This window comes from Actinoplanes sp. NBRC 103695 (assembly GCF_030269485.1).
Lineage (GTDB): Bacteria > Actinomycetota > Actinomycetes > Mycobacteriales > Micromonosporaceae > Actinoplanes.
The window spans coordinates 258,019-284,811 of the sequence record NZ_BSTL01000001.1 but is presented as its reverse complement, the minus strand read 5'-3'; the positions used below and the strand labels follow the sequence as shown (position 1 = coordinate 284,811).

Sequence of the window (26,793 nt, the reverse complement as noted above, 5' to 3'; positions counted from 1 at the left end):
GCCGGCCCCCTCAGTCCTGCCGGTCGGGGTGCCCGTCCCGGAGATCAGGGGGGCGGCGGAGGGTGGCCAGGACGACCGCCGCGCAGGCGAGTGACAGCGCGGCGAGGACCGCGAGCAGCACCGGATAGCTGACGCCCGTGCCGGCGATCGCCGCCAGCACCACCGGGAACGCGAAGCCCACGTAGGTGATCGACCAGTAGACGCCGGTCAGCGCCGCCAGGTTCCGCGGTGACGCCAGCGCCTGCACCTCGACCAGGCCGGAGACGATGGTGACGCCGTAGGCGATGCCGAACAGCAGCGCCGCGCCGACCACCGCGAGCGGGCCCGTCTCGACCGCCAGCAACGCCGTGGCCAGCGCGAACACGCCGAGGCCGGCGACGCCCTGACGGCCCTTCAGCAGTCGTGCCAGGCGGGGGACCAGTGGCTGCACGCCCGCGCCGGTGAGCAGGGTGAGGACCGCCAGCAACGTGGCGAAGGCGATGCGCAGATCACCTGTTCGGTCGGCCACCAGGGACGGGCCGATCACGAAGGCCAGCGCCGGCGCCCCGAACACCCACGGCGCCATCGGCAGCACCACACCCGCGAATCGCCGCCACCCGCCAGGCGGCAGCCGCAGATCCAGCCGGCTCTGCTTACCCGGAGGAAGCAGGCCACCGGGAGGCGAGGCGATCGGAGACGACCCAACCGGATGCGGGCCGGTGGGGAGCGCCCGGGCGAGAGGCACGGCGGCCACGGCGGACAGGGCGATCTGCACCGCGTACGGCAGAATCGTCGGCGCCGGGCCCCACTGAGCGAGCGCGCCCGAAACGCCCGCGCCGAGCCCGAAGCCCGCGGTGAGCGTCAGCGAAGCGCGCCGAGCCCTCGTGGGCGGGTCGGCGTCGTGCTCGGACAACTCCTTGATCCAGGTCGTGCCCGCGACCATCGCGGCGGCGACACTCACCCCGCACACGAGCCGGCCGGCGCACATCCACAGCACGCTCGCGTGACCAGCCATCAGGATCACGCTGCCCAGCACACCCAGGCCGAGCGCCACGGCGACGGTCCGGCGACGGCCGTACCGGTCGGCGAGCGGGCCGGCCACCAGGAAGCCGGGGATCAGGCCGAGGATGTAGAACGCGAAGAACAGGTTCACCTCGACCGTGCTGTAACCGTCCACCCGCCGGTAGAGCAGCAGCAGCGGCGAGAAGTGGTTGCCGCCCCACGCCGCCATCAGCACCGCGGGGGCGGCGAACCGCCAGATCGCCTTGGTCACCGGGACAGTGTCGCCCAGTCCCTGTCTCGTGGATCGTCCCAGTGCGAGGCGGAGTGATCCACGAGACAGGGCCTACAGGCCGAGGCGGGCGAGCTGTTCGTCGTACCTGATCTCGACGTCACCGAGGTCGGCGTCGGTCTCCCAGATGGCGTCCAGCATGGTTTTGGTCTCCGCGTCCAGCGACTCGTAGCGGTCCCGCCACTTCTCGGCGCCGTCGGTCCAGTAGCCCACCGTCTTGTAGGCGGACGACGGCAGCCCCAGCTCGCGCCGCAGGTATTTGCGGACGCCGCGCAGTTCCTTGGTCTCGCCGGCCACCCAGATGTAGCCGACGCCGCCCGCCGGCCGCGGCAGCGACCGCACCACCTGCTCCAGCCGCGACGGCCCGTGTCCGTTCCCGCCGTGGATCCAGGTCACTTCGACCCCCGGCGCCGCGGCCAGGTCCAGGTGGTGTGCGGGGCCGGGCACTTCCAAGATCGCCCGGGTACGCACGCCCGCCTGCGCGTTCTCGATCAGGCGGGCGGCTGCCGGGATCGCGGCACAGTCGGCGACGAGGAACTGCCAGGTCAGACCGGCCGGCGGGTCGTACATGCCGTCAGGGGTGTTGAGCCCGATGCGGTCACCGGGCCGGGCGGCCCGGGCCCACTCGGCGGCCACTCCGCCGTCGTGGATGACGAAGTCGATGGTCACCTCGCCGGTGGCCGGCTCGAACGCCCGGACCGTGTAGGTGCGCATGGTGGCCAGGTCGATCGAGTTGTAGTCGAGGCAGCCGTTCGTCACGGTCGGCAGGATCGGGTCGCTCGCGCGGTCGACCGGGAAGATCAGCCGGAGGTATTCGTCCCCGACCCCGGTGCTGGCGTAGCCCGCGAGCCCCTCCCCGCCGAACACGACCCGGCGCATGGTCGGCGTGAGGTCCTGGGCGCGCACCACCGTGCCGGTCCAGACCCGCATCGGCAACGTGGTTCCGCTCATCGAAGTACTCCTCCGTCGGGGGCCGTCCCTACGAAGAGTAGGTTAGGCAACCCTAAAGCGCCCCGGCGGACGGGGGCGGCGGGTGATCGTGCATCATCGGCCGGGTGAGCGTGGCCGGCCTGAACCGTTTCGGAGGAAGTGCCGTACTAGGTACGTGCGGCACATGCCCGGCCGTACGAGTGCTCGTACCGAAGGATCTGGTTCTGTGTCTGTCCTGCACGCCGAGCGGTCCGAGGATCGGATGACGCCGGCAGCCGACAAGAAGAAACCCGTCTGGCGCCGCGTCGTCGCGGGCCTGCTCACCGCCCTCGCCGGCGTGCTCGTCTTCCTCGCCCTGGCCACCCCGAACAACGTCAGCCGGCTGCCCGAGGGGTCGAACACGGCTCAGGCGTTCATCCGGATCCCGATCGAGGCGCTGATCGGTGTGGCGGTGCTGCTCGTGCTGCCGGCCCGGATCCGCAGGGCCGCGGCGATCGTCGGTGGTGCGCTGCTCGGCCTGCTGACCATGGTCAAGATCATCGACATGGGCATGTACGCGGCGCTGGCCCGGCCGTTCAACCCGGTCCTCGACTGGGTGCTGGTCGACGACGGGCTGAGCTTCCTCGGCGACTCGATCGGTGACACGCCGGCCAAGGTCGCCGCCGTCGGCGCGGCGCTCGTGCTGCTGGGCGTACCCGTGCTGATGGCCTGGGCCGTGCTCAGAATGACCCGCTTCGCCGAGCGGCACCGACCGGCCACCCAGCGGACCGTGCTCGCGCTCAGCGCGGCCTGGATCGTCCTCGCCCTGCTCGGCACCCACTTCGTCTCGACCGTCTTCATCTCCTCCGACGCCGCGGTCACGCTGGCCCGGGAGACCGCGGAGAAGATCCCCGACGGGATCCGCGACAAGCAGACGTTCGCGGCCGAGGCGTCGGTCGACAAATTCCGCGCCACCCCGCCCGACCAGCTGCTCACCGGCCTGGAGGGCAAGGACGTGATGTTCGCGTTCATCGAGAGCTACGGCCGCAGCGCGGTCGAGGACCCGGACTACGCGGCCGGGATGGACGCCACGCTCAAGGCGGGCACGGACAAGCTGGCCGCGGCCGGGTACAGCGCGCGCAGTGGCTGGCTGACCTCCCCCACGGCGGGCGGCGGCAGCTGGCTGGCCCACTCCACCTTCCAGTCGGGGCTGTGGATCAACAACGAGTCCCGCTACCGTACGCTCACAGCGAGCGACCGCATGACGTTGACCAGCGCATTCGGCCGCGGCGACTGGCGGACCGTCGGCGTCGAGCCCGGCCTGACCTACGCGTGGCCGGAGGGCAGGTTCTACGGGTACGACCAGATCTACGGCGAGCAGTCCCTGAACTACCACGGCCCGAAGTTCAGCTGGGCCACCATGCCCGACCAGTTCACCCTGCAGCAGTTCGAGAAGCTGGAACACAGCAGGACCGACCGGGCGCCGCTGATGGCCGAGATCACGTTCGTCAGCAGCCACACGCCGTGGGCGCCGATCCCGGACCTGGTCGACTGGGACCAGCTGGGCGACGGCTCGATCTTCGGCCCGATGACCGCCGACGACCCGGGTCCGGGCGAGGTGTGGAAGGACGAGAAGCGGGTCAAGGCGGAGTACCTGCGCTCGGTCCAGTACTCGGTGGACAGCCTGGTGTCGTACGTCGAGAAGTACGGCGACGACGACCTGGTGCTGGTCTTCCTCGGCGACCACCAGCCGTCGCCGATCATCACCGGCCAGAACGCCAGCCGGGACGTGCCGATCAGCATCGTCACCAAGGACGAGGCGGTGCTGGCGAAGACCGGCCCGTGGCAGTGGGCGCCCGGGCTCAAGCCGCTGCCCAGCACCCCGGCCTCCCGGATGGACCAGTTCCGCGACCTGTTCCTCGGCACCTACAGCAGCAAGTGACCTCGCCGCAGCCGATCAGGGACCTCATCCTGGCCGTGCCGTCTCCGCTCGAGGAGCTGGCCGACGATCGGCTGCGTGCCGCCGGCCTGCGGATGCTGCTGAAACGCGACGACCTGGTCCACCCCGACCTGCCCGGCAACAAGTGGCGCAAGCTCAAGCACAACCTGGCGGCCGCGGCGGCCGGGAACTTCCACACGCTGCTGACGTTCGGCGGCGCGTTCTCGAAGCAGATCCTGGCCACCGCGGCGGCCGGGCACCACTTCGGCTTCAACACGGTCGGGGTGGTGCGCGGCGAGGAGCACGTGCCGCTCAACCCGCTGCTGGCCCGGGCGGCCGAGCTGGGCATGTCGCTCACCTACGTCGACCGGGACCGCTACCGGCGGCGCACCGAGCCGGCCTTCCTGCGGCGGTTGCGCCGCGAGTTCGGGCCGCACTACGTGATCCCGGCGGGCGGCGCCAACCGCGAGGGGGTGCGGGGGTGCGCCGAGCTGCCGGGTGAGATCACTTCCGCGTACGACGTGATCTGCGTGTCGTCGGGCACCGGCTGCACGCTCGCCGGCGTCGGGATCGGGCTGCCCGCCGGCCGGACCGCGATCGGCTTCGCGTCGCTGCGGGGCGACTTCCTGACCGGTGACGTGACGGCGCTGCAACGCGAGTACGGCCGCACCACCCAGAACTGGACGGTGAACACCGAGTTCCCCTTCGGCGGCTTCGCCCGGCGCCCGCCGGAGCTGCTCGACTTCCTCACCGACTTCCGCGACCGGCACGGCATCACGCTGGACGCGGTGTACGAGGCGAAGATGATGGCCGGCATCGTCGAGCTGGCCGGCCGCGGCCACTGGCAGCCCGGCACCACGCTGGTGGCGGTGCTGGGCTGAGTCGCGGTGCCGGCTGAGCCGCGGGCGCTCGGCGGCGACCCCCTTCATGCGCCCAATCAGGTCAGGCCGGCGTGCTCTCCCGCTCGCCGGACTCGCCGCCGTGAGCGGCCGCCTCCGCCTCGGCGATGATCGACTTCTCCTCCTCGGCGTTCTTGCGGTACTGCAGGAAGGAGTAGACGACCGCGGCCGCCCAGACGACGTAGATGACCGCGTACACCGTGTAACGGGTGGCGTCCGGGGCGTCGATCCAGTCGCTGCGCAGCAGGGTCCGGGTGTTGGTCAGGATGATCACGCCACCGACCAGCGAGCCGAGCACCCGCGGCGGGATGTGCCGGACCAGCCAGGCGGCGATCGGCGCCGCGATGATGCCACCGAGCAGCAGCGCCAGGACCCAGGCGAAGTTCACGCCCTCGGAGCCGATGCCGACGATGAAGCCGATGCTGGCCGCGATCGCGACCAGGAACTCGCTGGTGTCGATCGAGCCGATCGTCTTGCGGGGCTCGAGCCGGCCGCTGGCCAGGATCGCCGGGGTGCCGACCGGGCCCCAGCCGCCGCCACCGGTGGCGTCGACGAAGCCGGCCACGATGCCGAGCGGGGCGAGGAACCGCTTGCGCAGCGGCTGGCCCAGCCGGCCCTTGGGCAGGCCCTGGGTGGTGAACCGGATGAAGACGTAGAGGCCGAGTGCCAGCAGGATGATCGACATCAGCGGCGCCGCGGTGTCGGTCGACAGGCCGGACAGGAACGTGGCGCCGGCGAAGGCGCCGAGCGCGCCCGGCACGCCGATCTTCAGCACGACCTTCCAGTCGACGTTGCCGAAGCGCCAGTGCGACACGCCGGACACCAGCGTGGTGCCGATCTCGGCGAGATGCACGGTCGCCGAGGCGGCGGCCGGGTTCGTGCCGATGGCGAGCAGGAGGGTGGTGGACGTGACGCCGTATGCCATGCCGAGGCTGCCGTCGACCAGCTGTGCGCCCAGGCCGACCAGGGCCAGAAGGATGAGCTTTCTCATGAATCGGTCCCATCGGTACCGTAGGTTTTCTATTTCCTACCCTGCTGGTCGGCATTGTGCAATAGGGCATCCCGGCTGCTGGACATCCGGTGAAGACTTGTTGACAAGCACATGACATCGGGGACGGATCCCGAATCGGCTCATACACTCGCCGCATCATGCATATCGGTCGCGTCGTCATGCTGGTCGACAACGGTGTGCGGGGCGACTCCCGGGTACAGAAGGCGGCGCGGTCCGCCGCCGCTGCCGGGTGGGACGTCACGCTTCTGGGCTGCTCACCCACCTCGGCCGAGGAGCGCTGGCACCTCGGCGAGGCGCGGGTGCGCCTGCTGCCCTTCGGCGGCGGTGGCGCCGGCAGGGCCGGGGTGCGCGGGCGCCTGCTCGCCCGCGGCGGGACGCCCCTGCGCGTCGCCCGCCTCGCCCGCCGCCCGGTCGAGCACGCGCAGGTCCGGTTCTGGGGCGCGGCCCTCGGCGACCGGTCCTGGCGCCGGCTCGAACCCGGGCTGTGGGCGTACGAGAGGGCCTTCGCCCCGGTCATCGACGAGCTCGAGCCCGACCTGATCCACGCGCACGACACCCGGATGCTCGGCGTCGGCGCCCGCGCCAAGGCACGCGCCCGCGCGGCCGGCCGGGATGTGCGGCTGGTGTGGGACGCGCACGAGTTCCTGCCCGGCGCCAAGCCCCGCCGGGACAACGCGCGCTGGCTGCCCGCCCACCGCGCCTACGAGCGGGAGTACGCGCACGCCGCCGACGCCGTGGTCACCGTCTCGGACACCCTGGCCGAGATGCTCCAGCGCGAGCACCACCTGCCGGCCCGGCCCGAGGTGCTGCTGAACGCGCCCGAGTTCGGCGAACCCGGCGACGACCTGCCCGGCCTGCGCGAGCTGTGCGGGGTGGGCCCGGACACTCCCCTGCTCGTCTACAGCGGGTCGGCGTCGCCGCAGCGGGGCATCGCCACCGCCGTCGAGGCGATCGACGAGCTCCCCGGCGTACACCTCGCCCTGGTTGTCGAAGATCCTGCGAAGGCGCCCGTGCACGATCGCGTGCACGCCGTCCCCTACGTGCCCTACGACCAGGTGACCCGCTTCCTGTCCGGCGCCGACGCCGGGCTGATCCCGATCCACCGCTGGCCCAACCACGAGATCGCCCTGATCACCAAGTTCTTCGAGTACGCGCACGCCCGCCTCCCGATCGTCGTCAGCGACGTCCGCACGATGGCCGCGACCGTGCGGGAGACCGGCATCGGCGAGGTGTTCCGGGCCCGCGACGCCGCCGACCTGGCCCGCGCCGTCCGCGACGTGCTGGCCGACCCCGGCGGATACCGCGCCGTGTACGACGGTCCGGACAGTCCGCTGCCCGCCTGGACCTGGGCGGCGCAGGCGGAGAAGCTGGACGCCCTCTACCAGCGGCTGCTCGGGCCGCCGGACGTCAGCGTCGTGCTCGCCGTCCACGACGTGATGCCCTACCTGACCGAGTGCCTGGACTCGCTGGCCGCGCAGACCATCGGGGCCGGCCGGATGGAGATCGTCGCGGTCGACGACGGCTCCACCGACGGCAGCGGCGCCGAGCTCGACCGGTTCGCCCGCCGGTTCCCCGGCCGGATGACGGTGGTGCACCAGCCCAATTCGGGCGGACCCGCGCAGCCGTTCAACCGTGGCCTGGACGCGGCCACCGGCCGGTACGTGTTCTTCGTCGGCGCCGACGACCGGCTCGGCACCGAGGCGCTGGAGCGCATGGTCCGCGCCGCCGACGAGTGGGACTCGGACGTGCTGCTCGGCAAGGTGGTCGGGGTCAACAGCCGGCACATCTTCCAGGACGTCTTCGCCCGCGACGAGCCCGACCTGGACCTCTTCGACTCGCCCCTGCCGCGCTCGCTGGCCAACACCAAGCTGTTCCGCCGGTCGCTGCTGGTCTCCAAGGGCATCCGGTACCGCGAGGACATGCGGATCGGCTCGGATTTCCCGTTCACCCTCGAGGCGTGCTTCCACGCCCGGCGGATCTCGGTGCTGACCGGCTACGACTTCTACTACGCGGTGCGGCGCTTCACCGGCGGCAACATCACCTACCAGAGCCGGCACACGCTGCGGGTGCAGACCGCGGCCAAGATCGTCGGGTACGTGGCGGAGCTGGTGCCCGCCGGCAAGAAGCGGGACGCCCTGATGGTCCGCCGCTTCGACCACGAGCTGGCCCGCCTGCTCGAGGACGACCTGCTCGGCCTGGACCGGGCCACCCAGCAGCAGGTGCACGACACCATCGGCACGATCGCCGCCGACCACCTGACCGACGAGATCGCCGCCCGGCTGGCGCCGGAGACCCGGATCCGCCTGGCCGTGGCCCGCGACGGCGACCTGGACGACCTGCTGGCCGTGATCCGCCAGGACGCCAGGCACGGTCTGCCCCCGACGACCGAGCGCGGCGGGCGGCGCTACGCCGGCTACCCCGGCCTCGGCCGCCTGCCGGACGAGGACTTCGACGTCACCAGCACCCCCGACTGGGACGCGAAGCTGGACGTCACCGCCGCGGCCTGGCACCGCGACGAGCTGATCCTCACCGCCATGGGCAACGGCGCCGCCGATCTGTCGGCCGGCGCCGAGGAGATCGAGGCCCGGGTGTCCCGGGCCGGCCGGCGCGTGGAGATCCGCTTCGACCTGCAGGCCCTGATCGCCGGCGGCGACCCGACCGGCCGGCGCCGCATCCTGTCCGCTCAGCGCGGCGCCTACGACCCGGCGCTGGCGCCTGGCCGGCTCAACGCGACAGGTGCGGCCGGCGGCGCCGCCCTGCGCGCGTCCAAGCTGGAGAAACCCCGCCCGCGCGTGCTGCTGCACGGCGGCCGCCCGACGGTGGTCGCGCTGGTCACGGACGCGTCCGGCCGGCTGATGCTCTCGGTCGTCCCGCTGAACGCCCGGAGGGTCGCGGCGCGGCTACGTTTTTGACTGATTCGAAACTCTCGCCCTAACTGTTGACAAAGTTAAATGTATTGACGTTTCTTGATGGATACAAGGCCCCCCGCCTCCGTGAAGGAGCGTCATGACCCTCAAGAGAAGACTGGCCGCGCTCGCGGCCGCTGTGCTCGCCGCGCCCCTGATCGCGGTCATCGTGCCGGCTTCCCCGGCCAGTGCGCACGGCTGGATCACCTCCCCGCCCAGCCGCCAGGAACAGTGCAAGACCGGAGCCGTCGCCAACTGCGGCGACATCGTGTACGAGCCGCAGAGCGTCGAGGCGCCCAAGGGCTCCATGCAGTGCAACGGCGGCGGCACCCGCTTCGGTGTGCTGAACGACGACAACAAGGGCTGGCGCGTCACGTCGATCAACAGCTCGACGACGTTCTCCTGGTTGAACACCGCCAGGCACAACACGGCCGACTGGCAGTACTACGTGGACGGCCGCCTGCACCAGAGCTTCAACGGCAACGGCGCGCAGCCCGACGAACGGGTGAATCACACGGTCACCGGCCTGCCCGGTGGACGGCACAAGATCCTGGCCGTCTGGAACGTCAGCAACACGGTCAACGCCTTCTACGCCTGCGTCGACGTGAACGTGGGTGGCGGGACCACCCCGCCGCCGGACAACCCCCCGCCGAGCGGCGGCTGCCCCGCGGCCTGGGGCGCTTCCACCGTCTACGTCGCCGGCAACACCGTCTCCTACAACGGACACAAGTGGACGGCGCGCTACTGGACCCAGAGCGAGACGCCCGGAACCGGTGGCGAGTGGGGCCCCTGGCAGGACAACGGTGCCTGCTGACCCACTGTTCGATCGCGGCCGCCGGCCCGGGAGGATTCTCGGGCCGGCGGCCGCCGCCGTCCTCGCGCTCGCCGGATGCTCGGGCCCGCCCGCGGCGGAACCGGCTCCGATCCCGGCGCCCTCGGAGTCCGGGCATCACCATCACCACGCCGGTGGGCCCGCACCTTCCGGGGCGCCCGGCGGGATCGTCGTCGTGCACGCCGCCGACCCGCTGCGCCCGACACTGACCCGGCTCATCCCGATGTTCGAGGAAGGCTTCCCCGGCATCACCGTGGCCGTCTCGTACGGCGCCGGCACCGAACACGTCCAGCACATCAGGGAGGGCGCCCCGATCGACGTGTTCGTGTCCTCCGAGACGGCCGTCACCGAACTGGTCGGCGACGGGCTCACCCGGGACGATCCCGAGGTGATCGCCCGCAATCCGGTGGTCATCGCCGTACCGGAAACCGGCCGCATCGAAGGGGTCGCCGACCTGGCCCGGGCCCGCGTCGCCATGTGCGCCGAGGCGACCGAATGCGGCCGGAGCACCCGCGCCGCCCTGGCCGCGGCGACCGCCGACGTGCGGCCCGCGACCGTCGAGCCGGACCCGGCCGCCGCGCTGAGCCGCGTACGCGCCGGAGCCGCCGACGCCACGCTGGTCCAACGCACCGACCTGGTATCCGACGGCCCGGTGTCCGGCGGCAAGGAACTGCGCGCGGTGGAGTTCCGGGAAGCCAACCGCGTCGCCGACCAGTACGCCGCGATCCGGCCCACGACCGGCGGCAACGCGGTGGGGGCGGACGCGTTCGTGGCCTTCCTCAAGTCTTCCCTGGTGCGTCACGTGCTCGCCGACGCCGGGCTGTCTCCTGGTTCCCGCTGAGTAAAAGACGCCGGGCTGTCCCCCTGATCCCCGCTCAGCAAAGACGCCGGGCTGTCCCCCGCCTGAGACATACTGTCCGCGTGGACGACACCGAGATCGACCCGGTCGCCGTGATCGCCGATCTGAATCGGATCACCAACCCGGGCGGCATCGACGAGACCCGCGTCGTCGAGCTCGGCGGTGTCCCGCAGGTGGTGTCCATCCGCGGCCGGCGACGCGACAACCCCGTGCTCCTCATGGTCCACGGTGGACCGGGCACACCGCTCGCGCCCACGGCCTGGATGTGGCAGCGCCCGGTCGAGGAGTTCTTCACCGTCGTCAACTACGACCAGCGCGCCGCGGGCCGGACCCACGCGCTCACCGACGCCGAGGTCGTCCGGCCGACGTTGCGGGTCGATCGGTACACCGCCGACGCCGTGGAACTCGCCGCCTGGCTGACCGCCGAGCTCGGCGTCGCACAGGTGGCCGTCTGCGGGCACAGCTGGGGTACGGCCGTGGCGACGCTGGCGGTGATCGCCCGGCCGGACCTGTTCAGCGTGTACATCGGCGTCGGCCAGGTGATCTCGGTGGCCGCGGGCGAGCCGGCCAGCTGGCGGTGGACGCGCGACGAAGCCGTACGCCGGGGTCTCTCCGACGCGGTGGCCGAACTGGACGCGCTGCAGCCGTATCCGGGCGACCCGGCCGCCCTGCTGGAGAAGATCATCGTCGAGCGCGGCTGGGTGCAGCGCCTCGGCGGGTTCGGGGCCGGCCGCGACGGGTGCGCCTTCTACATGGACGGCGACGTGCTCTCGCCCGACTACACCACCGCGGAGCGTGCCGCCCTGGCCGCCGGCAACGCGCTGACCTCCGAGGTGATGATCCCGCAGCTCGGCGACCTCGACCTCGGCCGGATCACCTCGTTCCCGGTGCCGATGGTGCAGATCCTGGGCCGCCACGACGCGATGACGCCGCCCGGCCCCGTGCGGGAGTGGGTGTCCCGCCTCGACGCGCCCAGCGTGGTCGTGGAGTGGTTCGAGGACTCGGCACACATGGCCATGTATGAGGAGCCCGGCCACTTCCTTGTCACGCTGCTCGAACACGCGCGTTAGGTCCCAGTCCTGTTCGCGCTGGTCGGCATCCCGCGGACCTGTCTCGTGGATCGCCCACGAGACAGGACCTATGCGAGGCCCGCCACCTTGGCCAGGATCGCGGCCTGCACCCGGGAGGCGCACGAGACAGGACCTATGCAAGGCCCGCCACCTTGGCCAGGATCGCGGCCTGCACCCGGGAGGCGCACGAGACAGGACCTATGCGAGGCCCGCCTCCTTGGCCAGGATCGCGGCCTGCACCCGGGAGGCGCAGCCGAGCTTGGCCAGCACCCGGGAGACGTGTGTCTTCGCGGTCGCCTCGCTGATCGACAGGGCCGCGGCCAGGTCGGCGTTGGACAGGCCCCGGCCGAGCGCGGCGAGGATCTCCCGTTCGCGGGCGGTGAGATCGCCGAGCGCCGGGTGTTCCGGCCTGGCCGAGGGGACGGCCGCGGCGAAGGCGGTCAGCAGGCGGCGGGTCACCTCGGGGGCGAGCACGCCGTCGCCGCCCGCGACGTGCCGCACGGCGTCGACCAGGTCGCCCGGTTCGACGGACTTCAGCAGGAAGCCCGCCGCGCCCGCCTGGAGCGCGCCGTAAACGTACTCGTCGATGTCGAACGTCGTCAGGATCAGCACGTCCGCCAGGCCCGCCGAGGTGATCGCCCGGGTGGCGGTGATGCCGTCGGTGCCGGGCATCCGAATGTCCATGAGCACCACGTCGGGGCGCAACGCGGTCGCCTGCCGGGTGGCGACGGCGCCGTCCGCCGCCTCCCCCACCACCGCGATGTCGGGCGCCTGCTCCAGCATGAGCCGCAGCCCGGCCCGGATCGCGGCGTGGTCGTCGGCCAGCAGCACCCGGATCGTCATCGGCCCTCACGCTTCGTCATCGGGCCTCGCACTTTCGCCATCGGGCCTCTCGGTCCGTCATCGGGCCTCACGGTTTGCCATCGGACCTCACGGTTTGCCATCGAGCCTCACGGTTTGCCATCGGACCTTGCGCTTCGTCATCGGGCATCGTGCAGCGGCAGCGTCGCGTGGACCTGCCACCCGTCGGCGTCGCGGCCCGCCGTCGCCTCGCCGCCGAGCAGCGCCGCGCGCTCGCGCATCGACGGCAGGCCGCTCCCCGCGGTGAGCGCGTCGTGGTCCAGGTGGTCGGATGGATAGGTCAAGGTGTTCGCGACGGTCACCCTCAGACGGTCTCCGACACGCGACACCTCGACGCGTACGCGGGAACCGGGCGCGTGTTTGCGGGCGTTGGTCAGGGCTTCCCGCACGATCCGGTAGACGCCGTGACCCACCACCACCGGGACGTCCTCCCCCGCCGTCAGGCGCGCGTCCACGGTGAGTCCGCCACTCGTGGCCGCCTCCACCAGCTCGGGCAGGCGATCCAGCCCGCCGGGCACGACCGGGTCCTCCGCCGCCCGCAGCAGCATGATCATGGAACGCATCTCCTCCAGGGCGGCCAAGCTGCTGGCGCGGACGGCACCCAGCGCGCTCCGGTCGCGGTCGGTGTCCGGGGGCATCGCCAGAGCGGCGCCCGAGCGCAGGGCAGTCGTGGAAAGGTGCGCGGCGATGACGTCGTGCAGGTCCCGGGCCATCGCCGCGCGCTCGGCGAGGACCGCCTCGCGGGCCGTCCGCTCGGCGGCGAGGGCGCCCAGCTCGCGTTGCTGCCGGATGTTGGCCGACCACCAGAGCGGCACGAACAGCAGCGTGGTCATCTGCAGGCCGACGAAGACGGCGATGCGGAACTCGCCGGTGGCCAGACCGCCCACCACGCTCGCGGTGCCGATGACCACGAACACCGCGGTCGTCACCACGGTCCGGGCCCGGTCCGAGGCGAACTGGCCGGCCGAGAAGATCAGGTCGAACAGGACCAGGACCATGCCCATGCTGCCGCCGAGCAGCAGGTCGGCGGTGGCCACGGCGGCGCCCGCCACGAGCATCGGCACCGGATGAGCCCGCTTGTGCAGCATCGCCACGCAACCCGCCACCAGCAGCACGGAGTGCCACCACCGCGGCGCGGCCGTCATCGGCTCGAGCCAGAGCCCGGTCAGCCCGACGAGGTTGAACGCCAGCCCCGCCGCGAACGTGGCCGCGGCGGTGGACCGATCCTGGAACGACAGGCTGCTCCGCCAGCGCTCCCGCAATGCCGCCCTCCACATGCGCCCATCCCATCACGGGCCCACCTCCACCGGCGTCCGACGAAAGATGTACTCCGCCGGTCATCCTTTGGCGGACGCGGCTTTTCCCAACCCGCGCGAGGCTCGTTCGCATGGACATCGCACTGCTGGGTTCGCTGGCCGTCCTCGCGCTGATCGACTCCACCAGCTTCGGCACCCTGCTGATCCCGATCTGGCTGCTCATGCACCCCGGCGGCGTCCGGGCCGGCCGCATCCTGGTCTTCCTCGGCACGGTCGCCGGCTTCTACCTGGCCGTCGGGGTGGCCGTGGCCCTCGGCGCCGACGCGTTCCTGCCCCAGATCAGCCGCCTGCTCGACACCCGCCCGGTGGCGTGGGCCCAGCTCGTCCTCGGGGTGGCCCTGTTCTTCCTGAGCTTCCGGCTGGAAAAGAAGAAGGGCGGAGGCCTGCGCATGGACCGCTGGCGCGACCGCGCCCTCACCGGAGGCGGCACCGCCGGCCTGGCACTGGCAGCCGCGGCGGCCGAGGTGACGACGATGCTGCCCTACCTCGCCGCGATCGGCCTGCTGACCACGGCGAAGCTGCCGGCGGGCGCGATCGTGCTGACCATGACCGGCTACTGCCTGCTGATGATCGTGCCGGCCCTGCTCCTGCTGACCATCCGCCTGACGGCGGGCGACCGCGTCACCCCGCTACTGACCCGGGCCGGCGACTGGCTGGCCCGCAGCAACGCCCTGGCGTGGATCGTCGGCATCGTCGGCTTCCTGCTGGCCCGCGACGCCGCCGCCCGCCTCTTCACCGACGTGATCCGTTAGCGCACTGGCCACGAGAGTCAACCGGACCGCGACACACCGGGCCGCAACACACCGGACCGCGACACACCGGACCGCAACACACCGGGCCGCAACACACCGGACCGCAACACACCGGACCGCGACACACCGGACCGCGACACACCGGGCCGCGGTCGCGGGTTGTCCGCAGCAGAGACCGAGTATGCCGGAATTATTGATACGCGACATATTGCCCTCGGGGAGGATCTGGAGCGAATTCATCATTGACTATGGTCAGATGGTGCGACGCGACGGGGATGACAAACCGGCAGTGGATGAAGGAACCGATGGCGGCGAGGCGTCGAGCGATCCAAAACGGAGTCTGTCAAGCTCCACCCACAGCCCTGCGCCGCGGCTGCGGTGGCCGTGGTTGCTATCCGACCGCGGGATCATGACTGTGGTCGCAATCGTAGTTGGTGTCGGGACGTTATGCCTGACTGCAATGTTGTTAATTGCCACAGGCATCAGCACAGAACCCGAGCGCGCCAAACTGCAGATCGACGCCATCAAGTACGGGCTTGGCCTTTTCGCTGCGGGCGGCGCCGTAGCGGCGCTCATGCTTGGTGTTCGCCGACAGCAATTGTCCGAACATGCTCATCGCCTCGAAGTTCGGAAGCAGGATCACATCGAGGCGGACGCAGCGGATCGGCGTGTTACCGAAATTTATACCAAAGCTGCAGAGCAGCTCGGTTCGTCCGACGCCGCCGTTCGGCTGGCGGGCCTGTATTCCCTCGAGCGACTGGCGCAAAACCATGCCGACCAGCAGCAGACAATTGTCAACGTTATCTGCGCCTATCTCCGCATGCCGTACCGCATGCCGAAGGCCGGCAGCCGAGACGAGCCGGCTACAGGATCGGGGGTCATCACCGAGCTGCCTGCACGGATCGAGTCGTCGGCGACGTTCACCGGCCGCGACCCGCAACAGGAGTTGCAGGTCCGCCGTGCGGCGCAGCGAATCCTGATCGCTCATCTGTGCACCCCTTTCCCTGATGAGATGCACGTCAACGCCGCAACCCGGGTAACCCCGAAAGACCTGTGGAAGAACATCGACATCGATCTTTCGGGAGCGACTTTGGTTGATTGGTACCTTCGCGGCGCTCAGGTCAGGCACGCGAACTTCGACGAGGCGCAATTCTACGGAAGAGCATCATTCTTATACACAAGATTCTCCGGTCAGGCAACATTCGAGAATGCTCTCTTCATGAACAGCTCCTCTTTTGCAAGCGTTCAGTTTGAATGCAAGAAGACCTACGGCATCAGTTTCTATGGAACAAGGTTTCTGCATGACGCGTCTTTCCATGAGGCAACGTTCTCAGGAGCGGCATACTTCAATAATTCGAAAGCGATGGACGGAATTAGCTTTTCCCGGGTGAAATTTCTCGAACCGGCTTTCTTCAGTTATGTGGACTTCACGGGCAGCGGAGACTTTTCTAGATCAAGCTTTCTCGACGGCGCCAGATTTGACGAGTCGATTTTCCGCGGGCGGGTATCGTTCAACGAGGCGGCATTGAGGGGTGAGGTGTCGTTCAGGAAGTCGCATTTCAGCGAAACCATAAGCTTCCACGAGGCCACACTCGACAGCGATCCAGCATTCGACCAATGTGAAATAGATGTCAAAGATGATCAAAATAGGCGAGGGTGGCCGCAAAGCTTGATCAATCACTTGGCTAAGGAATGAGTATTGATCAATGCACTGAGATGGTTAACTCACCCGACTGCCATGAACGTGCTTACGCAACGAAAGCCGCCTGACTATCTACACCGGGCAAACGTTCATGGACAACGTCCTCACCCGCGACCGGCCAGTTCGTCGTAGAGGTCCTCGAGGCGGGCGGACTGCTTGGTCAGGTCGAAGTTCTCGGCCACGTGGGTGCGGCCGGCCGCGCCGAACTTGGTGCGCAAGGCCTCGTCGGTCAGGAGGCGGGTGATGTTGGTGGCCAGGGCCGGCACGTCGCCCTCGGTGGAGAGCAGGCCGGTCTCGCCGTCGAGGACGGCCTCGGGGATGCCGCTGTGGCGGGTCGCGACGACCGGGATGCCGTGGGCGGCGCCCTCCAGGATGGTGGTGGGCAGGCCCTCCTCGTCGCCGTCGGCGGCGGTGCGGGACGGGGCCGCCAGGATGCGGGCGGCGGCCAGGTGGGCGGCGACCTCGTCCGGTGGCAGCGCGCCGGTGAAGGTCACGTCCAGGTCGGACGCCTGGGCGCGGAGGCTTTCCAGGAGCGGGCCGTCGCCGATCACGACCGCCGAAGCGGGGGTGCGGCGGAGCGCGGAGAGCAGGTCGGCCACGCCCTTCTTCTCGACCAGGCGGCCGACGAAGGCGACGTCCCAGCGCGGGGAGGCCGGCGGCTGGGCGGGCGGGACGGGGATGCCGGTGTGGTGGACGCGGACCTTCGCCGGGTCGGCGCCCAGGGCGACCGCCCGGTCGCGGATGCGGGACGAGACGGCCAGGATCACGGCGGCGCGGCGGAAGACGTCGCGCAGGTTGCGGCGGTAGCGGATGCCGTGCGGGCCGGGGGTGTTCGGCTGGCGGGTCACGTCGTGGCCGTGCACGGTCACCACCAGCGGCGCGCCGACCGCGGCGGCGGCCCGGGCCACCAGCCAGCCGTCGCCGCCGAAGTGGGCGTGCACCACGGCGGGGTTGAGAGTCCGCAGGGCCGCGGTGAGCCGCGGCGACGAGCCGGTCAGCCGCAGCCGCAGGAAGCCCTTGCCGTCGGGGAACGCGATCACGTCGGTGGGCAGGGACAACGCCGAGGTGATCCGGGTGGCGCCCAGGTACGCGGGCGACCACCGGGTCAGGTGGGCGCCGTGGTTGCGTACGAAAGTCTCCGAACCCGGCAGCAGCGCACTGCGCCAGACCACCACCGGCCGGCCGGCCCGGTCAGCCGACATCGACCCGCTGTCGGGAGGCGGGTGCGGAGGCGGGCGCGGCTGTCCGGCCGAGCACCTTGTCGCGCAGCTGGTGCCGGATGCCCGGCGGCAGCGCCCAGATCTGTAGGTAGGTCACGTAGTCGATGATTCCAGGTCTTCCGTGTCCGCGCGCCTCGGCCAGGATCTCCCGGAAGACGCTGAAGCTGCGGGTGGTCGCGGCCATCGAGGACAGCACGCTCATCGCGAAGGCGGCGTACGCGCGGCGGGTGAACAGCGGGCGGCTGGCGCGCAGCCACTCCAGTTGCTCGCGCCAGGGCGAGTGCAGGCTGATCCGGTCACGGTCCTCGTCCTGGTGCCAGAGGACCAGCGGCTCGGAGGCGAAGACCAGCGCGGCGCCTTCTTGTTGCAGCGCCCGTAGCGTCCAGTCGAGCTCCTGCTGGCGGCGCAGCCCGACGGTGAACGGCACCCGCTGGAACAGCGACGCCGGCGCCATGATCGTCGAGGTCTGGATGAATCCGTCGCCGTAGAACAGGCCGCGCCGCACGGTCAGGTACTCGCTGATCGGCTCGCCGGGGCCGGGCAACCGGCGCGGCATGACCGAGTCGGCGCGCGGTGTCCGGTTGATCAGGCGGCTGGCCACGACCGGGACCGTCGCGCCCGAGGCCGCCGCGGCGGCGAGCTGTACCTCCAGTTTGGACGGCAGCCACTCGTCGTCGTCGTCGAGGTACGCCACCCAGGCGCCGCGGGCGGCCTGCGCGCCCCGGTTCCGGGCGTTCGGCGCGCCACCCTTCTCGGGCAGCGTGAGGACCCGGACCCGGTCGTCGGAGAGGGCGGCCAGCGCGTCCTCGGTGGCCTCGTCCGGCCCGTCGACGACCACGATCACCTCGAGGTCGCGATGTGTCTGGGCGAGCGCGCTGCGTACCGCCCGGACGACGAGGCCGGGACGGAACCGCGTGGGGATGACGACGCTTACGTCCGGGTTCGGAGACATCCGCGAAACACTAGGAAACCCGGACGGCGCGGCGGTGACGCCAAGTTGGACGCTGGGCGGGATTTGGCGACGGGAATGTGAACTTCGCGGAAACTGACAACGGATCAAGGGCCGGCGAGCGTCCAGAAGGTGTGAAGAGACCGCGCTGGGGACTGGTACTGGTTTGGGTGGGCGTGTTGCTCGTGCTCGGGAGCGGCGGGGCGGTCGCCGCGATGAGGGTGACGGTCAACCAGGCGACCAAGACGGTGACCCAGCAGAACCTGCTCGGGTCGGTGCGCCGGGCGCCGGAACGCGAGCGGGTGCAGGTCAAGGGCGCCAAGAACATCCTGCTGGTCGGCGTGGACACCCGGAAGAACCAGGATCCGTCGGCGCTGACCAGGTCCGACTCGATCATCATCCTGCACATCCCGGCCGGGCACGAGACGGGCTACCTGGTCTCGTTGCCCCGCGACAGCTACGTGCAGATCCCGAAGTTCGACAACGGCGCGGTCAGGTACCCCGGCGGCAAAGCGAAGATCAACGCCGCGTTCGCGTTCGGCAGCCGTGGCCTGACCGGGGCGAAGGCGCTGTCGGGTGGCTTCGAGCTGCTGGCGCTGACGGTCAGGAAGCTGACCGGCATCACCCCGGACGCCGGGGCGATCATCGACTTCCAGGGCTTCGCCGGCGTGGTGAACGTGCTCGGCCGGGTCTGCATGTACGTCGACGAGACCACGAAATCGGTGCACAAGGGGCGGGACAACAAGACCGGCAAGCCGGCGGTGCCGTACAAGCTGAACTCCGACGGCACGATCCGCCACAAGATCGCGGGCACGACGCCGAACACGTACGCCAAGGGTGATCGCTGTTTCAATCCGACCGAGGCGCTGGACTTCGTGCGGCAGCGGGACCTCCTGGCGAACGGCGACTACGACTACGGCCGGCAGCGGCACCAGCAGCAGTTCCTGCGCGCGGTGCTGAAGCAGGCGGTGGACTCCGGGCTGAGCTCGCCGCAGAAGCTGCCGGGTCTGCTCCGGGCGATCGGCCGCACGATGACCGTGGACGACGGCGGGATCCCGCTGGAGGACTGGGTCTTCGCGATGCGTGGGATCGAACCGGACGAACTCGTGACGCTGAAGACGAACAATGGCGAGTTCCACAGCCGGAACGTGCCAGGCGTGGGTAGCGTGGAGATCTTGACCGAAACGAGTCTTCAGATGCTCAGGGCCGTACGGAACGATGACCTTGCGGCATTCATCCGGTCGCACCCCGAGGTTGTGGCGCAGACCTGACCGACTTGTCAGCTGGAGTTTGCCCGGACGCCAACCAACCTCGGTCAAGATCAACGCCTGATGGCGGCCCAGCCCCTCAGGCCGCCCCGAGGAGGATACAAAGTGCGGACCCTTGCACGTTCGGCTGTCGCCCTGGTGGCGGCCACGGCCTTCGCCGCCACCGCGGCCTGCGCCCCGCCCGAGGACAAGGACGAGGGCGGCACGTCCGGCACCGCCACCGCCGCCACCGCGGCGTCCGCCGCCGACCTGGGCGGCCTGGACGCCCTGATCGCCGAGGCCAAGAAGGAGGGCCAGCTCAACGTCATCGCGCTGCCGCCGGACTGGGCCAACTACGGCGAGATCATCAAGACCTTCGGCACCAAGTACGGCATCAAGGTCAACTCGGCTCAGCCGGACGCGTCCAGCCAGGACGAGATCAACGCCGCCGACCAGCTCAAGGGCCAGGACAAGGCGCCCGACGTGTTCGACCTCGGCGGCGCCGTGGCCAGCGCCAACACGGCCAAGTTCGCGCCGTACAAGCCGGCCACCTGGTCGGAGATCCCGGACGCTCTGAAGGACGCGAACGGCACCTGGACCAACGACTACGGCGGCTACATGGCGATCGGCTACGACAGCGCCAAGGTGCCCGCCCCGGCGACCCTGGCCGATCTGCTGAAGCCGGAGTACAAGGGCAAGGTGGCGCTGAACGGCGACCCGACCCAGGCCGGCGCCGCATTCTCCGGCGTGGTGATGGCCTCGCTCGGCAACGGCGGCTCGGCCGACGACATCGCGCCCGGCGTCGAGTTCTTCAAGAAGCTGAAGGCGGCCGGCAACTTCCTGCCGGTGGACCCGACCCCGGCGACCATCGAGTCCGGTCAGACCCCGGTGGTCATCGACTGGGACTACCTGAACGTCGCGCAGGCCAAGAAGACCCCGGCGTGGAAGACCGTGGTCCCGGCCGGCGCCGTGGTGGGCTCGTACTACGTGCAGGCGATCAGCAAGGACGCCCCGCACCCGGCCGCCGCGCGGCTGTGGCAGGAGTTCCTCTACTCGGACGAGGGTCAGAATCTCTGGCTCAAGGGTGGTGCCCGCCCGGTCCGCGCCGAGGCGATGGACAAGGCCGGCACGATCGACAAGACCGCGTACGGCGCGCTGCCCAAGACCGAGGGCACCCCGGTGTTCCAGACCGAGGACCAGACCAAGAAGGCCAAGGAATACCTGACCGCCAACTGGGCCAAGGCCATCGGCTGACGTGGCAGGCGTACTGAGAAGGGCGCTCGGCACCGTCCCGTTCTTCGCCTACGTCGCGATCTTCCTGGTCACCCCGACTCTCGTCGTGGTGATCGGGGCGTTCGCGGGTGACCGGGGCGGGGTCACCCTGGCCAACGTCCGGGCGCTCGGCGAGAGCTACGTCCTGGACGCGTTCGGGCGCAGCATCCTGTTGTCCGCGAGCACCGCGCTGATCGGTGCGGTGCTCGGGGCGCTACTGGCGTACGCGCTGGTCACCGCCCGGCCGAACGGGCTGCTCCGGCGCGCGGTGACCGCCGCGTCCGGGGTGCTCGCCCAGTTCGGCGGGGTCACGCTGGCGTTCGCGTTCATCGCCACGATCGGGCTGTCCGGCTTCGCCACCGTCTTCCTGCGCGAGCAGGTGGGCGTGGACATCTACGCCGGCGGCGTGTGGCTCTTCGAGCTGCCGGGGCTGATCCTGGTCTACACGTACTTCCAGATCCCGCTGATGGTGATCGTCTTCCTGCCCGCTCTGGACGGCATCCGGCCGCAGTGGCGCGAGGCGGCCGAGAGCCTCGGCGGCAGCACCTGGGTCTACTGGACGAAGGTGGCCGGCCCGCTGCTGGCGCCGTCGTTCCTGGGCAGCGCGCTGCTGCTGTTCGCCAACGCCTTCTCCGCGTACGCGACCGCGGCCGCCCTGGTCAGCCAGGGCAACCCGATCATCCCGCTGCAGATCCGGGGCGCCCTGACCAGCGAGGTCGTGCTCGGTCAGGCCAACCTGGGCAAGGCGATGGCCCTGGGCATGATCGTGGTCGTCGCCGTCGTCATGGCGCTCTACGCGCTGCTCCAGCGAAGGACGGCCAAGTGGCTCGGCTGAGTTTCAGAAGGAAGCAGTCCATCTTCCGGTGGGTGGTACTGACCCTCCTCGGCATCTTCTTCCTGCTGCCGATCGTGGCGATGGTCGAGTTCACCACCCGCGGCGAGCAGAGCACCTGGTCCACGCTGATCAACTGGCCGGAGCTCAGCGCGACCTACCCGGACCTGGCCGAGGGCATCCTGATGTCGCTCGGGCAGGCGGCGCTGACCGCGGTGCTGATGCTGGCGCTGCTGGTGCCGACCGCGATCTGGGTCCGGCTGCGGCTGCCCGGACTGCGGCGGCTGGTCGAGTTCATCTGCCTGCTGCCGCTGACCATCCCGGCGATCGTGCTCGTGGTCGGGCTGGCGCCGGTGTACGCGTGGGTGAACTACCTGATCGGCGGCTCGTCGCTGACGCTGACCTTCGCGTACACGATCCTGGTCCTGCCGTACGCCTACCGCGCGATCGACGCCGGCCTGTCCGCGATCGACGTCAAGACACTCGCCGAGGCGGCCCGCAGCCTGGGTTCGAGCTGGTTCACCGTGATGGCCCGGGTGGTCCTGCCGAACATCCGGTCGGCGGTGCTCTCCGCGGCGTTCCTCACGGTCGCCCTGGTGCTCGGCGAGTTCACCATCGCCTCCCTGCTGAACCGCACCAACCTGCAGGTGGCGATCAACCTCCTGGGCAAGAGCAGCGCCACCATGTCGGTGGCCGTCTCGCTGGCGGCGCTGCTGCTGGCGTTCGTGCTGCTCCTGCTGTTGTCCCTGGTCGGCGATCGACGAAAGAGAAGCGCGTCATGACCGAGCGAAGCGAGTGTCTTGATCGCTGTTCTGTCACTTCTAGGTTCGGAGGAACGGCGTGAACGGCGGCGTCGCCGTACATCTGCAAGGCCTGCGGCGCACGTTCGGCACCGTACACGCGCTCGATGGTCTTGATCTCGAATTGCACCCCGGCGAGCTGATCGCCCTGCTCGGCCCGTCCGGCTGCGGCAAGACCACCGCGCTGCGGGTGCTGGCCGGCCTGGAGGACGCGGACAGCGGCACCGTGGTGGTGGACGGCAAGGACATCACCGGGCTGCCCGCCAACCGCCGCGACATGGGCATGGTGTTCCAGGCGTACAGCCTGTTCCCGCACCTCACGGCCCGGCAGAACGTGGAGTTCGGCCTCCGGCTCCGCAAGCGCGGCGCGGACAAGAACCGGGCCGCGGAGATGCTCGAGCTGGTCGGCATCGCCTCGCACGCGGACCGTTACCCGCATCAGCTCTCCGGCGGTCAGCAGCAGCGGGTCGCGCTGGCCCGGGCGCTCGCGATCCGGCCCACGGTGCTGCTGCTGGACGAGCCGCTCTCCGCGCTGGACGCGAAGGTGCGGGTGCAGTTGCGCGAGGAGATCAAGCGGATCCAGACCGAGGTCGGGACCACCACGCTCTTCGTCACGCACGACCAGGAGGAGGCGCTCGCGGTCGCGGACCGGGTCGGCGTCATGCGGTCGGGCCGGTTGGAGCAGCTCGGCGCCCCCGCGGACGTCTACCTCTCCCCCGCCACGGCGTTCGTCGCCGACTTCGTCGGTCTGAGCAACCGCCTGCCCGGCGTCCTCAAGGGCGACGGCGTCGAGGTCATGGGCACCGCCCTGCCCCTGGTTACGCCGGCATCGGGAGACAAGACCCAGGTCACTGCTCTGGTACGCCCGGAGTCCGTCGATGTGGTGCCGGACACGGACGGTCCCGGCAAGGTGCTCACGGCGAGCTTCCTGGGACCTTTCAGCCGGGTGATCGTGCAGGTCGGCGATGCTCTGGTAACCGCGCAGGTGGCGTCCGGACGGGTCACCGAGCTGGCGCCCGGCACCCGGGTCCGTCTGGAGATCCGGCCCGTGGCGGTAGCGCTGGAGGGCACTTCCTGAGCAATATCAGGTATGCACTCCGAGGACATCACCCAGCAGCGGCTCGACCGCGCCCTCCGTGACCGCATCAACCCGGCAGTGGCCGTGCCCGTGGCCGAGGTCGAGGTGGCGGCGTGGGAGGTGCGCGGCGAGCCGGTCCCGTTCAAGGTCGCCAGGGAGGCCGACTACCAGCCGTTCCCGATCGGCGGCCGGTGGGGCCGGCCGTGGGACACCATCTGGTTCCGGATCACCGGCACGGTCCCGGCGGAGGCCCGCGGCACACGCGTGGAGCTGGAGGTCGACCTCGGCTGGGCGGGCGAGCAGATGCCCGGCTTCCAGTCCGAGGGGCTGGTCTACGACGCCGACGGCACGGTGATCAAGGCCGTCGAGCCGCGCAACACCTGGATCCCGCTGCCGGACGCGGGCTCCTTCGAGCTCTATCTCGAGGCGGCGGCGAACCCGAAGTTCTTCGGCAACGGCGTCTCCCAGTTCGCGCCCTCCCAGCTCGGCGACCGCCGGACCGCGGGCGAGGAGGAGCTGTACACGCTCGACGCGGCCGCCGTCGTCGTCCGGGACCTGGCCCTCGCCGGCCTCGTGCACGACATCGAGCTCGTTGCCGGGCTGCTCAACGAGCCGGGCGTCGACGTGACGCTGCGGGCGCTGGCGGTGCGCGCCCTCGACCGGACGCTCGATCTCGTCGACGCGTACGGGACGAAGGATGTTGAGCTGCTCCGCGAACCGCTCGTGAAGGTGCTGGAGGCGCCGGCGTCGGCCAGCGCGCACACGGTCAGCGCGGTCGGGCACGCGCACATCGACTCGGCCTGGCTGTGGCCGCTGCGCGAGACGCGGCGCAAGGTCGCCCGGACGGTCGCGAACGTGCTGCAGCTGATGGACGAGAACGACGACCTGGTCTACGTGATGTCCGCCGCGCAGCACTGGGCGTGGCTGCGCGAGGACCACCCGGCGCTGTTCGAGCGGGCCAAGCAGCGGGTCGCCGAGGGCCGGTTCGTGCCGGTCGGCGGCCAGTGGGTGGAGTCCGACACGGTGCTGCCCGGCGGCGAGGCGATGGTCCGGCAGTTCACCGAGGGCGCCCGGTTCTTCCGCGAGCACCTCGGCCACGAGACGCGGGTGGCCTGGCTGCCCGACTCGTTCGGCTACTCGGGCGCGCTGCCGCAGATCGTCCGGCAGGCCGGCATCGACTACTTCCTCACCCAGAAGATCTCCTGGAACCGGGTCAACCGCTTCCCGCACCACACGCTCGAGTGGGTGGGCATCGACGGGACCTCGGTGTTCACGCACTTCCCGCCGGCCGACACGTACAACGGCGAGATCACGGTGAAGGAGCTGAACTTCAGCGCGCGCAACTTCAAGGAGAAGGGCGCCGCGACGCGGTCGCTGCTGCCGTTCGGGTTCGGCGACGGCGGTGGCGGCCCGACCCGGGAGATGCTCGCGCGGGCGCGGCGGGCCGCCGGCATGGAGGGGGTGCCCAAGGTACGCCTGGAGGGGCCGGAGGCGTTCTTCGACGCGGCCCGGGCCGAGCTGCCGGAACCACCACAGTGGTACGGCGAGCTGTACCTGGAGCTGCACCGCGGCACGCTCACGTCGCAGGCGGCGATGAAGCGCGGCAACCGGCGCAGCGAGCACCTGATGCGCGAGGCGGAGCTGTGGGCGGCGACCGCGGCGGTGCTCGGCGTGGCCGACTATCCGTACGACGAGCTGCGCGACCACTGGCAGACCGTCCTGCTGCACCAGTTCCACGACATCCTGCCCGGGTCGTCGATCTCCTGGGTGCACCGCGAGGCCCGCGAGACCTACGCGGAGCTTGCGGTGGTTCTGGCCGCACTCATCGAAAAGTCGCAGGAAGCGCTGGCCGGCCCGGGTGACAACGCTGTCGTGTTCGACTCCCGCCCCACCGCCGGCGAGGCCGTCATCCAGTCTCCGGCGTCGGAAGCACGGGCGGAGGTCGACGGCCGGACCCTGCGGTCGGATCGCACCGAGGTCACCCTGGGCGAGGACGGGACGATCGTGTCGCTGGTCGACGTCGCCACCGGCACCGAGGCCATCGCCCCCGGCGGCCGCGGCGGCGTGCTGCAGCTGCACCCGGACTACCCCGCGCACTGGGACGCCTGGGACGTGGACCGGCACTACCGGGCCACCGTCGAGGACGTGACCGGCGTGGAGTCGTCCACTTTCTCCGTCACCGAGGACGGCGCCGCCCAGGCTGTCGTCGAGCGCGCGTTCGGCTCGTCCACCGCGCGGCAGACGTTCACCGTGCGGCCCGGCCAGGCAGGCGTCGAGATCCGCGTCGAGGTGGACTGGCACGAGCAGCACCGGCTGCTCAAGCTGGGCTTCGACGCGGACGTGCACGCCGACCGCGCGCGTTTCGAGACGCAGTTCGGGCACGTCACCCGGGCCACGCACGAGAACACGTCGTGGGACGCCGCCCGCTTCGAGGTGGCCGCGCACCGCTGGGTGCACGTGGGCGAGCCGGTCGGGGTGGCGCTGGCCAACGACGGCACCTACGGGCACGAGGTGCGGCGGGTGGCCCGCGAGGGCGGCGGCATGGCCACCCAGGTCCGGGCGACGCTGGTGCGCGGGCCGAGGTTCCCCGACCCGGACACCGACCAGGGGTCGCACGACCTGCGCTTCCGGTTCGTCCCGGCGGCGACGCCTGCCGACGCGGTGGCCGCGGGCTACGCGCTCAACCTGCCGCCGGTCACCCGTACCGGTGGGCGCGGGGTGCCGGCGCTGGTGCGCCTGGAGGGCTCCCCGGGCGTCCTGATCGAGGCGGTCAAGCTGGCCGACGACCGGTCCGGCGACGTCGTGGTCCGGCTCTACGAGTCCTTGGGTACGCCCGGAAGCACCGTTGTTGACACTTCGTTCGAGGCGACTGGCTTCCAGCGCACCGACCTGCACGAACGTCCGCTGCCGGACCTCCCGGAGAACGAACGTTCCTTGTCGCTGCGGCCTTTCGAGATCGTCACGCTCCGCATCACCCGAGCCGCCTGACGAGAGTGGTAGCTCAGCGCGGCCGGAAAGTCGCGCTGAGCTACCACTGCGCGTGTCCACATGAGATGCTGAGCGCTGTG

The 26,793-nt window shown here is 70.6% G+C and carries 21 protein-coding genes and 1 pseudogene; 15 read left to right on the top strand and 7 right to left on the bottom strand.

What is annotated here, in order from left to right; genetic code table 11:
• Positions 1-10 precede the first annotated feature (10 nt).
• Together QSK31_RS01160 and QSK31_RS01155 are read right to left on the bottom strand one after the other, a co-directional pair.
• Positions 11-1,252 carry an MFS transporter gene (locus QSK31_RS01160; RefSeq protein WP_285680116.1) on the bottom strand — a complete coding sequence of 414 codons (1,242 nt, stop codon included), beginning with the start codon at positions 1,250-1,252 and terminating at the stop codon, positions 11-13.
• A 72-nt stretch (positions 1,253-1,324) separates the two neighbouring features.
• Positions 1,325-2,221, bottom strand: a complete 897-nt coding sequence (locus QSK31_RS01155) for a siderophore-interacting protein (protein ID WP_285680113.1) — start codon at positions 2,219-2,221, stop codon at positions 1,325-1,327.
• A 205-nt stretch (positions 2,222-2,426) separates the two neighbouring features.
• Here QSK31_RS01155 and QSK31_RS01150 point away from each other — a divergent pair, with 205 nt between their 5' ends.
• Both QSK31_RS01150 and QSK31_RS01145 read left to right on the top strand, forming a co-directional pair.
• A complete protein-coding gene (locus tag QSK31_RS01150) occupies positions 2,427-4,121 on the top strand; it encodes an LTA synthase family protein (protein WP_285680111.1) in 1,695 nt (564 codons plus the stop codon).
• Between the two features lie 35 nt (positions 4,122-4,156).
• A complete protein-coding gene (locus tag QSK31_RS01145) occupies positions 4,157-4,999 on the top strand; it encodes a 1-aminocyclopropane-1-carboxylate deaminase/D-cysteine desulfhydrase (protein ID WP_285680109.1) in 843 nt (280 codons plus the stop codon).
• Between the two features lie 61 nt (positions 5,000-5,060).
• Here QSK31_RS01145 and QSK31_RS01140 read toward each other — a convergent pair whose 3' ends face one another.
• Positions 5,061-6,008 carry a sulfite exporter TauE/SafE family protein gene (locus tag QSK31_RS01140; protein ID WP_285680108.1) on the bottom strand — a complete coding sequence of 316 codons (948 nt, stop codon included), beginning with the start codon at positions 6,006-6,008 and terminating at the stop codon, positions 5,061-5,063.
• A gap of 158 nt (positions 6,009-6,166) precedes the next feature.
• On the opposite strand from QSK31_RS01140, the pseudogene QSK31_RS49170 reads away from it, so the two are divergent.
• The 5 genes and pseudogenes from QSK31_RS49170 to QSK31_RS01120 all read left to right on the top strand — a co-directional run.
• Positions 6,167-7,309 (top strand): annotated as a pseudogene (locus QSK31_RS49170) (glycosyltransferase); the annotation flags it as partial.
• 108 nt (positions 7,310-7,417) lie between these two features.
• Positions 7,418-8,941: a glycosyltransferase family 2 protein gene (locus tag QSK31_RS49165; protein ID WP_502872885.1), complete on the top strand. Its 1,524-nt coding sequence runs from the start codon at positions 7,418-7,420 to the stop codon at positions 8,939-8,941.
• A gap of 94 nt (positions 8,942-9,035) precedes the next feature.
• Positions 9,036-9,749 carry a lytic polysaccharide monooxygenase gene (locus QSK31_RS01130; RefSeq protein ID WP_285680107.1) on the top strand — a complete coding sequence of 238 codons (714 nt, stop codon included), beginning with the start codon at positions 9,036-9,038 and terminating at the stop codon, positions 9,747-9,749.
• Entirely contained in the window at positions 9,739-10,608 is an 870-nt protein-coding gene (locus tag QSK31_RS01125; protein WP_285680105.1) for a molybdate ABC transporter substrate-binding protein, read from the top strand. The genes QSK31_RS01130 and QSK31_RS01125 overlap by 11 nt, the downstream gene beginning before the upstream one ends.
• Positions 10,609-10,688: 80 nt before the next feature.
• Positions 10,689-11,696 (top strand): alpha/beta fold hydrolase, encoded by a 1,008-nt coding sequence (locus QSK31_RS01120; RefSeq protein WP_285680104.1) that lies wholly within the window; start codon positions 10,689-10,691, stop codon positions 11,694-11,696.
• 198 nt (positions 11,697-11,894) lie between these two features.
• Here QSK31_RS01120 and QSK31_RS01115 read toward each other — a convergent pair whose 3' ends face one another.
• Positions 11,895-12,539: a response regulator gene (locus QSK31_RS01115; RefSeq protein WP_285680103.1), complete on the bottom strand. Its 645-nt coding sequence runs from the start codon at positions 12,537-12,539 to the stop codon at positions 11,895-11,897.
• A 137-nt stretch (positions 12,540-12,676) separates the two neighbouring features.
• Positions 12,677-13,834 (bottom strand): sensor histidine kinase, encoded by a 1,158-nt coding sequence (locus QSK31_RS01110; protein WP_285680102.1) that lies wholly within the window; start codon positions 13,832-13,834, stop codon positions 12,677-12,679.
• A 110-nt stretch (positions 13,835-13,944) separates the two neighbouring features.
• Between QSK31_RS01110 and QSK31_RS01105 the strand changes: the two genes are divergently transcribed.
• A complete protein-coding gene (locus tag QSK31_RS01105) occupies positions 13,945-14,625 on the top strand; it encodes a GAP family protein (RefSeq protein WP_285680100.1) in 681 nt (226 codons plus the stop codon).
• 256 nt (positions 14,626-14,881) lie between these two features.
• Positions 14,882-16,321 carry a pentapeptide repeat-containing protein gene (locus QSK31_RS01100; protein ID WP_285680098.1) on the top strand — a complete coding sequence of 480 codons (1,440 nt, stop codon included), beginning with the start codon at positions 14,882-14,884 and terminating at the stop codon, positions 16,319-16,321.
• A gap of 110 nt (positions 16,322-16,431) precedes the next feature.
• On the opposite strand, the gene QSK31_RS01095 is transcribed toward QSK31_RS01100, so the two are convergent.
• Both QSK31_RS01095 and QSK31_RS01090 read right to left on the bottom strand, forming a co-directional pair.
• Positions 16,432-17,529 carry a glycosyltransferase gene (locus tag QSK31_RS01095; protein WP_285680096.1) on the bottom strand — a complete coding sequence of 366 codons (1,098 nt, stop codon included), beginning with the start codon at positions 17,527-17,529 and terminating at the stop codon, positions 16,432-16,434.
• Positions 17,519-18,499, bottom strand: coding sequence for a glycosyltransferase family 2 protein (locus QSK31_RS01090; protein ID WP_285680093.1), 981 nt, complete (start codon positions 18,497-18,499; stop codon positions 17,519-17,521). Before QSK31_RS01090 ends, QSK31_RS01095 begins: the two co-directional genes overlap by 11 nt.
• A gap of 167 nt (positions 18,500-18,666) precedes the next feature.
• Between QSK31_RS01090 and QSK31_RS01085 the strand changes: the two genes are divergently transcribed.
• From QSK31_RS01085 to QSK31_RS01060, 6 genes are all read left to right on the top strand, one after another.
• Positions 18,667-19,767, top strand: coding sequence for an LCP family protein (locus QSK31_RS01085; protein ID WP_285680091.1), 1,101 nt, complete (start codon positions 18,667-18,669; stop codon positions 19,765-19,767).
• 102 nt (positions 19,768-19,869) lie between these two features.
• Positions 19,870-20,997 carry an ABC transporter substrate-binding protein gene (locus tag QSK31_RS01080; RefSeq protein ID WP_285680089.1) on the top strand — a complete coding sequence of 376 codons (1,128 nt, stop codon included), beginning with the start codon at positions 19,870-19,872 and terminating at the stop codon, positions 20,995-20,997.
• 1 nt (position 20,998) lies between these two features.
• On the top strand, positions 20,999-21,850 hold the full coding sequence (locus tag QSK31_RS01075) for an ABC transporter permease (protein ID WP_285680087.1): 852 nt from the start codon (positions 20,999-21,001) through the stop codon (positions 21,848-21,850).
• Positions 21,851-21,882: 32 nt separating this feature from the next.
• A complete protein-coding gene (locus tag QSK31_RS01070; RefSeq protein ID WP_285680085.1) occupies positions 21,883-22,629 on the top strand; it encodes an ABC transporter permease in 747 nt (248 codons plus the stop codon).
• 58 nt (positions 22,630-22,687) lie between these two features.
• Positions 22,688-23,725 (top strand): ABC transporter ATP-binding protein, encoded by a 1,038-nt coding sequence (locus QSK31_RS01065; protein WP_285680083.1) that lies wholly within the window; start codon positions 22,688-22,690, stop codon positions 23,723-23,725.
• A 12-nt stretch (positions 23,726-23,737) separates the two neighbouring features.
• Positions 23,738-26,713 carry an alpha-mannosidase gene (locus QSK31_RS01060; RefSeq protein WP_285680081.1) on the top strand — a complete coding sequence of 992 codons (2,976 nt, stop codon included), beginning with the start codon at positions 23,738-23,740 and terminating at the stop codon, positions 26,711-26,713.
• Positions 26,714-26,793 lie beyond the last annotated feature (80 nt).

Bases quoted from the DNA above. Each gene is read 5' to 3' on its own strand.
- QSK31_RS01060 (WP_285680081.1), top strand. From the start codon at position 23,738: ATGCACTCCGAGGACATCACCCAGCAGCGGCTCGACCGCGCCCTCCGT.
- QSK31_RS01140 (WP_285680108.1), bottom strand. From the start codon at position 6,008: ATGAGAAAGCTCATCCTTCTGGCCCTGGTCGGCCTGGGCGCACAGCTG.
- QSK31_RS01110 (WP_285680102.1), bottom strand. From the start codon at position 13,834: ATGTGGAGGGCGGCATTGCGGGAGCGCTGGCGGAGCAGCCTGTCGTTC.
- QSK31_RS01095 (WP_285680096.1), bottom strand. From the start codon at position 17,529: ATGTCGGCTGACCGGGCCGGCCGGCCGGTGGTGGTCTGGCGCAGTGCG.
- QSK31_RS01090 (WP_285680093.1), bottom strand. From the start codon at position 18,499: ATGTCTCCGAACCCGGACGTAAGCGTCGTCATCCCCACGCGGTTCCGT.
- QSK31_RS01155 (WP_285680113.1), bottom strand. From the start codon at position 2,221: ATGAGCGGAACCACGTTGCCGATGCGGGTCTGGACCGGCACGGTGGTG.
- QSK31_RS01130 (WP_285680107.1), top strand. From the start codon at position 9,036: ATGACCCTCAAGAGAAGACTGGCCGCGCTCGCGGCCGCTGTGCTCGCC.
- QSK31_RS01100 (WP_285680098.1), top strand. From the start codon at position 14,882: ATGGTGCGACGCGACGGGGATGACAAACCGGCAGTGGATGAAGGAACC.
- QSK31_RS01115 (WP_285680103.1), bottom strand. From the start codon at position 12,539: ATGACGATCCGGGTGCTGCTGGCCGACGACCACGCCGCGATCCGGGCC.
- QSK31_RS01105 (WP_285680100.1), top strand. From the start codon at position 13,945: ATGGACATCGCACTGCTGGGTTCGCTGGCCGTCCTCGCGCTGATCGAC.